Source organism: Enterococcus durans NBRC 100479 = LMG 10746, assembly GCF_001544215.1.
Classification (GTDB): domain Bacteria; phylum Bacillota; class Bacilli; order Lactobacillales; family Enterococcaceae; genus Enterococcus_B; species Enterococcus_B durans.
This window is the reverse complement of the sequence record NZ_BCQB01000081.1, coordinates 1-7,243: the sequence shown is the minus strand read 5'-3', so window position 1 is coordinate 7,243 and position 7,243 is coordinate 1. Positions and strand designations below refer to the sequence as shown.

The window sequence follows — 7,243 nt, the reverse complement described above, 5'->3', positions numbered from 1 at the left end:
ATAAGACAGTGGCCGGTCCATTGTGTTATCCTTTTTCTTTTGGAAAAATTATTTATTTTTTTCGTAATTACTACTTTTTTAGTGGAAAGTTTGATAACATAAGAAACAATCGAATAATATGAGGTGAAAAGAATGAAATTTACAAAACGACAGGTATTGCTCGTTTTGTTCCCGCTACTGATTGCCGTTATCGTTTTTGCGGGATTGTCGTTATCGATCCCAAAAGCGGCGCCTTTGTTAAAACCAGCAGCAACTGCTAATAAGGCGACAGATCACAAGGAAAAGATCCATTATGTAGCAATCGGTGATTCCTTAACCGAAGGAATCGGCGATCAAACGAAACAAGGTGGTTTCGTTCCATTGGTTGCAAATGATTTGCAAGATCGATATGATTTGACAGCTGTTGAAATCGAAAACTATGGAGTAAATGGTGAACGAAGCGACCAGATCCTAAAAAGAGTGAAGAAAAAAGAAGCAATCCAAAAAAATATCGAATCTGCAGATTTTATTACATTGACAGTAGGTGGAAATGATTTGATGAAGGTCATCCAAAATGATCTTTTTGGAATCAGCATCAATTCGTTCAAGAAGCCAATGAAAAAATACCAAGAAAATGTAACAAAATTGATCGAAGAAATCAGATCTCTCAATGCACACGCACCGATATACGTGCTTGGTATTTATAATCCGTTCTATTTGAATTTCCCAGAAATAACGGATATGCAAACAATTGTGGACAACTGGAATGCTAGTACAGAAAAAGTTACTAAAGATTCTAAAGATTGCTACTTCATCCCGATCAATGATCTGCTCTACCAAGGATTGAATCAGGAAGTTGGAGTGGCTGAAGAAGGAACGACCCAATCTAGCACAGGTGAATCTTCTTCTGGTACAAAGAATAATGTGCTATATGAAGAGGATCATTTCCATCCCAATAATCTAGGCTATCAGTTAATGGCAAATGCTGTTCGTGATAAATTGATAGAAACGCAAGAACAATGGCTGCCAAAGGAGGATAAGTAGCGATGGAAAAACGCTCAAAAGATGTATCAACGGAATCAAAAAAGAAGAATTACTGGAAATTCGCTTTCTTGATCCTTTTAGGAATCGTACTCGGTTCGTCTATATTTTTAGGCACTCGGATTTTTGCTAATCGGGAGCCTGAGTTTGCCAAAGTACCGGAAATCACTGAACGACAAGGCGACCCAGTCTTAACGATCAATACGAATAAAGAAAAAGTCAATCAGATGATCAGCTTCTTTTTATCTGACTATCAAAAAGATCAAGATATCCAGTATAAATTTTATTTAGAAAATGAAGCAATGTTGAACGGTACGTTTGAAGTACTTGGTTTTCCAATCAATTTTTATCTTTATTTTGATCCTTATGTGATGGAAAATGGGAACGTCCAGTTAAAAGCTCGAAGCCTTTCAATCGGGACACTCAGCTTGCCGATCAAAGATGTCATGAATATGATCAAACGTAATTACAAATTACCTGATTGGATCGAAATCAACACGGACGAACTAACGATTATGCTTCGTTTAGATCAGTTCCGTATGCAAAATGGCATGTATATCAAAGCGAACAAAATCGATCTGGTCAATGATGACATTCGTTTTAGCTTATACCTTCCTAAAGATACGAAGCAAAAATCAACAAAAGAATCAACGAATGAAAAAACAACTGATAGTAAAAGTACAACACAGAGTAGCAAACAATAATGATTTTTAGGGGGAATTGAAATGGAACGAGCTATTTTCGCTGGTGGATGTTTTTGGTGTATGATCCAACCCTTTGATACATTACCAGGAATCCACACGATCATGTCAGGCTATACAGGAGGACATGTCCAAAATCCAAGCTATGAACAAGTAAAGGCTAAGACAACAGGGCATACAGAGGCAGTAGAGATCATCTATGATCCGAAAAATATCACGTATGAAGAATTGTTGGAAATCTATTGGCAACAAACGGACCCAACGGATGCATTCGGACAATTTGAAGACCGAGGAGAAAATTATCGACCTGTTATTTTCTATACTACAGAGGAGCAGCGTGTGATTGCTGAAAAAAGTAAGCAAAAATTAGCTGAAAGTGGACGATTTGATGAACCAATTGTTACCATGATCGAATCTGCGAAGCCTTTTTATTTAGCAGAGGATGAACACCAAGATTACTATAAAAGAAATCCTGAAAATTATGAACGAAACCATGCAAGAAGAGCAGCATTCATAAAAGATAACTGGGAGGAAAAAGAGTGAACCGAAGCTTTTACCATTATTTGATGACACTACGTGGAGGAAAACATACGGATATGATCTCCTCTTTTGCAACCGATGCTGGGAAGGATATTCAATTCCCAAAACACAGTACAAGCTACGAAGAAATTTCAGATTACTTAGAATTGAATGTTGATTACCTACCTTCAATGGATATTTTTGATGAAGTATGGGAAAAATATTTAGAAAATAGTCATTGAGCAGGTTGTCTGCGTAGATAATTGGATGAGCTCTTTGGGTCGCATGAACATCGTATTGTTTATTGTAACTGGACATCTTGCGGATGTTTTTGAATCATTTGTAAAGAGATTGGAACAAAAAAGTGTGCAACTTTCTAGCAAGAGATGCCTTTTGTTTCTGTCGTTTAAGCGTGTTTTGAGTGTGAGGCAAAAGCATTCCTTACTTTTGTCTAGCGCTCTTTTTTTGTAAAGATAGTGTTTTCAAATGAGGACGCATAAAAGTAAAAAAATGCGACTGATCACAATTTGTTAAAAATTTAAAAAAGCTACTCAGCTAGTCGCATTTTTTGGTTAGATTTTCTATAATGGAGAAAGAAGGAAAAAATTAAAGGATGGATTGATGGATATTGACAAAAAAACAACAATATATAGACCGTTTTTGGCTTGTATTTAAATATGTCCTCTGCTCCATTTTTATTGTATTCATCATCAGAGGATTTGTTCTGATTCCAGTTCCAGTTGAAGGAAATTCAATGGAGAATATACTGAAGCAAGGCGATATGGTAGTAATGGAAAAATTTTCAACAATTAAACGGTTCGACGTTGTTGTTTTTCAATTGGCAGATGGAACGATTTACATCAAACGAGTGATTGGCTTACCTGGTGAAACAATCAGCTACGAAAATGATCAGTTACGAGTAAATGGAAAAATAGTCAAAGAACCTTTTTTGACAAAAAATATCAAAACAGACCATGAAAGTTTACCGTATACGACAGATTTTACTTTAGAAGAATTGATCAATCAAAAAAAATTGCCAGAGAATAGCTATTTTGTTTTAGGGGATAATCGGCGGGTCTCAAAAGATAGTCGATCATTTGGTACGATTTCGCAAGAAGATATTTTAGGGAAAGCTCGGTTCGTTTATTATCCATTACACGAGATAAAATGGATTGGCTGAATCTGGCTATATTATATGATGAGAAAAACGAATGGGTAGAAGTGTATAACTCCAATAAATAAGAAGAGAATAACGAAAATCACTTTTTGATTTTTGTGACTTTTGACTTATTTATGAAGGAGTTATTTTTGTTTCCAATAGTTATTTTACGCTCTTTCTTTCAAGGCTGTTATTCTCCATAGTGTATATCTCTATCAGGTGAAAATGCCCTAATCTTTACGTAAACTAAAAATAAATTTTAGTACAGATATTTGAGGTGAATAATACAGTAATTAGTCAAAATAGTTGCCATTTTGAAGGAGAAAAGAGAAGATAGAACCAACAATTACATCAGATAAGAGGGGTTGCTCATGCGGTACCATATCATGGAAAGTCGAGATATCCGTAAAAATTTAGCCACTGAAGAATACTTAATGAATCATTATGCTGGCAACGAACCATTATTGCTGTTATACATTCAGGAACCATGTGTGATCATCGGTAGAAATCAAAATGTTTACGAGGAAATCAATCAAACTTACGTACAACAGAAAAAAATCACGATCACACGGCGAACTTCTGGCGGCGGAGCGGTGTATGATGATCTTGGGAATCTTAGTTTCAGCTTTGTCACAAAGAAAGATCAGACAGTATTTGGCGAATATAAAACTGTTACCTCACCTATTGTACAAGCGTTAAAAAACATGGGTGCCACAACTGTCGAAGCTAGTGGACGCAATGACCTGTATGTTGACGGCATGAAGTTTTCAGGTAATGCAATGTATACGAAAAAGAATCGGTTATATTCTCATGGAACATTGATGTATGATGTTGATTTATCTGTATTAGATAAGATATTGACAGTCTCAAAAGAAAAGATAGAGTCTAAAGCAACGAAATCAGTACGAAAAAGCGTCACAAACATCAAGCCATACTTAAGTCCTGAATTCCAATATGTGCAGACTGAAGATTTCCGCGATGCGCTTTTAAAAGAACTTTATCATGTCACTGATTTAGCTGAAATTGAAGATAAAAAATTAGTACTGACTTCTGCAGATAAGCAAAAAATCAGCGAATTAGTGAATGACCGCTACGGCAATGATGAGTGGATCTACGGTGAGACACCAGTGTTCACTTTAACTCGTCGTACACGCATTCCGTCAATAGGGATCATCGACATCCGTTTGGCAACAAAAAAAGGAAAAATCACGGATATACGCTTTTTCGGCGATTTTTTTGGACAAAAAAATATCAGAGAGCTTGAAGAATCTCTTAAAGGTCAGCCATTTCTATATGAATCGCTTAAAACTAAGCTGAATGAGGTGAATATTTCGGAGTATATCACTCATTTTAGTATGGAGGGATTGCTTGATCTACTCTTTGGAGAAGTTGTTTAGGAATAGTTGCATTATCCCTTGACTGGCAAAAATCAAAAAAGTAAATATGTATTATATTGAATAAAAATAAAAAAAACTCTCAATATGCGAATGAACACAGTAAAAGATATTGTTACACTTTTTTTGCTCGTGTCGCTCGCTATGAGAGCGTTTTTGTTAAGGCATCTTCATCCAAACAGGTTCTAAATTGTTACCATCTAAGTCTTGGACCTCAAGAGAAAACATTTCTTCCTCTGGTATCCCCATATCGACTGCATGATAGTTCCCGCCATTTGCTTTTGCAATTTCTGCAAATTTTTTGACAGCATCTGCATTTTTTACACTAAACGAAATCAAGGCCCCACTAGATTTGTGATTGTCTGCAATTTCTTTATCTTTCAAGAACTTTTTATAAAAATCGTGAGAAAGTAGCATAATCCAAAAGGTATCATCCCAAACCATCGAACTCGCCTGTTCATTTGAAAATTCCTCGTTTTTTGTAAAACCTAATTTTTCATAGAAAGCGACAGAAGCATCCACATTCTCCACTGGAAAATTAACAAAAACCATACTATTCATTTTCAACAGCTCCTTTCTTTTACTCATCATCCGCTTTTTTGTAAACGTTGTCAAAAAATTTCAACTATTTGTTTAAGGAATATATACGAATTTCTCTGAAAATTTCTTGCTTTTCTACTTTTGTATGTATTTGAAAAAATGTATATTAATTCTTAAATAGGATTAATTTTGTATGATAATTATCAATGTATATAAATCTTCAATGGTCTGTACTATAATTAAGAAGGATGTGTGGCAAAAGTAAAGAAGCTTCCACCACAGCCTTAGTACTAGGATAGTATAGATACTAATATCAGAAAAATTTGACTTCTGCAGGAGGGATAAAAATGATTGTTCAACGTTTTTTATCATCTAAAATAAACGAATAGTGTTCAAACCGCTAGTTAATCGATTGGTCGTATCAAAAGAGTGTAAAGTAACAACTCGTTGTGACTACACACAGGCTAGTCTATCTCCTGATACATATTCCTTGAGGATGATCAAATCCATTGGTTACCTACTTAGGTCAACAGCGCTATTAGTAGTAAAAAATGGAGGCCTTTATGAAAAAATATTTTTTGAATCACAAATATTTAACAATTGCTTATCTACTTGCAGCCATCTTTGCTTCTTTTATGACAGTTTGTATTGCGTTCATTTATCAACTGCTATCGGAAGCAGCCACCAAAGGAGAGATGGATTACTTCATCAAGATCGCAGTCATTGCCCTTATTTATTTCTTTGTTGAAGTGATTTCGGATTATTTACCCAGACTTACCTCAACTCGACTTGTACAGTCCATCATGGATTCGCTAAGAAATGACTTGATTGATCATTACATGGAAGATGACTTAAAAAAGAATATAGAAGAGTCCTCTTCAACTAGAGTGGCCCATGTTACCAATGACTTACAGATCGTTGAAACGAATTTTTTAAGACAACTGGTCTACTCAGTACAAGTTATTGCAGTATTTGTTTTTGCCCTGTTCTCATCATTCCTTGTCAATGGGTTATTAGCAAGTGTAATGATTTTATTGGCTTTTATCCCATTAGTTAGTCCAATATTGAGTAAACATGTCTTAAAAGGAAAACGTTCAAATTGGCAGAAAAAAAAGAATAGTTATTTAAAAAAATTTGAAGAGTTCTCAATCAACCTTCCGTTCATTAAAATGAGCAATGCAACAACTCGTTTTAAGAATCGATTGACAACTAGTAGCAATGAAACTAAGACTGCAGCAATCGACTTTGAATCCTCACAGGGCAAAACCTTCACGATCATCTATGGTCTAGGAAGTATTGTTTATTCAGGAACATGGATCGTGGGAGGGTTCTTTGTATTGACTAACCGAGCAACATTACCAGAACTAATTGCTATGACGACATTGATGGGAACGATTGCCGGTCCAATCCAAGCTTTTTCAACGTGTTATACTGAAATTACTTCAAGTAAACCAATCGCAGATCAACTCCTATCAATTATCAATGAAGACAAGCAAGAAATCACTCGAGTCAATGAAATTTCGAATATTCAAAATATCAGCCTAGAACATGTTTCATTTGGCTATAAACAAAGTATCTTAACCGATATAAATTATGTGTTTAATCGGGGAAAAACGTATGCCATAAAAGGAAAAAGTGGTTCCGGGAAAAGTACGTTACTTGAGCTACTTATGGGGATCAGACAACCCGCAGTGGGTAAGATACGAATGAATGAAACTGAGATTAACACAATAAAAAGAAGTAGTTTATTTGATCAGATTGCGTATATCCCACAGAAAACTGCTATTTTTGAAGGTACATTTGTCGAAAATGTCACATTATTCCAAACGGCTGATGAAGTATTGTTAAAAGAATCATTAAGAAAGACAGGTTTGAATAAGTATATTCCTAACAATAATAATGAACCTCTT

8 protein-coding genes are annotated in these 7,243 nt (G+C 35.3%); 7 read left to right on the top strand and 1 reads right to left on the bottom strand.

Annotation, left to right across the window (positions count from 1 at the left end):
• The first annotated feature begins 132 nt into the window (after positions 1-132).
• From ED2_RS13810 to lplA, 6 genes are all read left to right on the top strand, one after another.
• Positions 133-1,023, top strand: a complete 891-nt coding sequence (locus tag ED2_RS13810) for an SGNH/GDSL hydrolase family protein (RefSeq protein ID WP_005878535.1) — start codon at positions 133-135, stop codon at positions 1,021-1,023.
• A gap of 2 nt (positions 1,024-1,025) precedes the next feature.
• Positions 1,026-1,724 carry a YpmS family protein gene (locus tag ED2_RS13805; RefSeq protein ID WP_005878533.1) on the top strand — a complete coding sequence of 233 codons (699 nt, stop codon included), beginning with the start codon at positions 1,026-1,028 and terminating at the stop codon, positions 1,722-1,724.
• 21 nt (positions 1,725-1,745) lie between these two features.
• A complete protein-coding gene (gene msrA / locus ED2_RS13800) occupies positions 1,746-2,264 on the top strand; it encodes a peptide-methionine (S)-S-oxide reductase MsrA (protein WP_005878531.1) in 519 nt (172 codons plus the stop codon).
• On the top strand, positions 2,261-2,482 hold the full coding sequence (locus ED2_RS13795; protein ID WP_005878529.1) for a YozE family protein: 222 nt from the start codon (positions 2,261-2,263) through the stop codon (positions 2,480-2,482). Before msrA ends, ED2_RS13795 begins: the two co-directional genes overlap by 4 nt.
• A gap of 386 nt (positions 2,483-2,868) precedes the next feature.
• On the top strand, positions 2,869-3,420 hold the full coding sequence (gene lepB, locus ED2_RS13790; protein ID WP_005878138.1) for a signal peptidase I: 552 nt from the start codon (positions 2,869-2,871) through the stop codon (positions 3,418-3,420).
• Positions 3,421-3,770: 350 nt separating this feature from the next.
• Entirely contained in the window at positions 3,771-4,796 is a 1,026-nt protein-coding gene (lplA, locus tag ED2_RS13785) for a lipoate--protein ligase (RefSeq protein ID WP_005878140.1), read from the top strand.
• Between the two features lie 156 nt (positions 4,797-4,952).
• Here lplA and ED2_RS13780 read toward each other — a convergent pair whose 3' ends face one another.
• Complete coding sequence (locus ED2_RS13780) at positions 4,953-5,354, bottom strand: VOC family protein (RefSeq protein WP_005878142.1); 402 nt, start codon at positions 5,352-5,354, stop codon at positions 4,953-4,955.
• Between the two features lie 542 nt (positions 5,355-5,896).
• Between ED2_RS13780 and ED2_RS13775 the strand changes: the two genes are divergently transcribed.
• A partial coding sequence (locus ED2_RS13775) for an ATP-binding cassette domain-containing protein (protein WP_060789899.1) occupies positions 5,897-7,243 on the top strand: 1,347 nt, incomplete at its 3' end.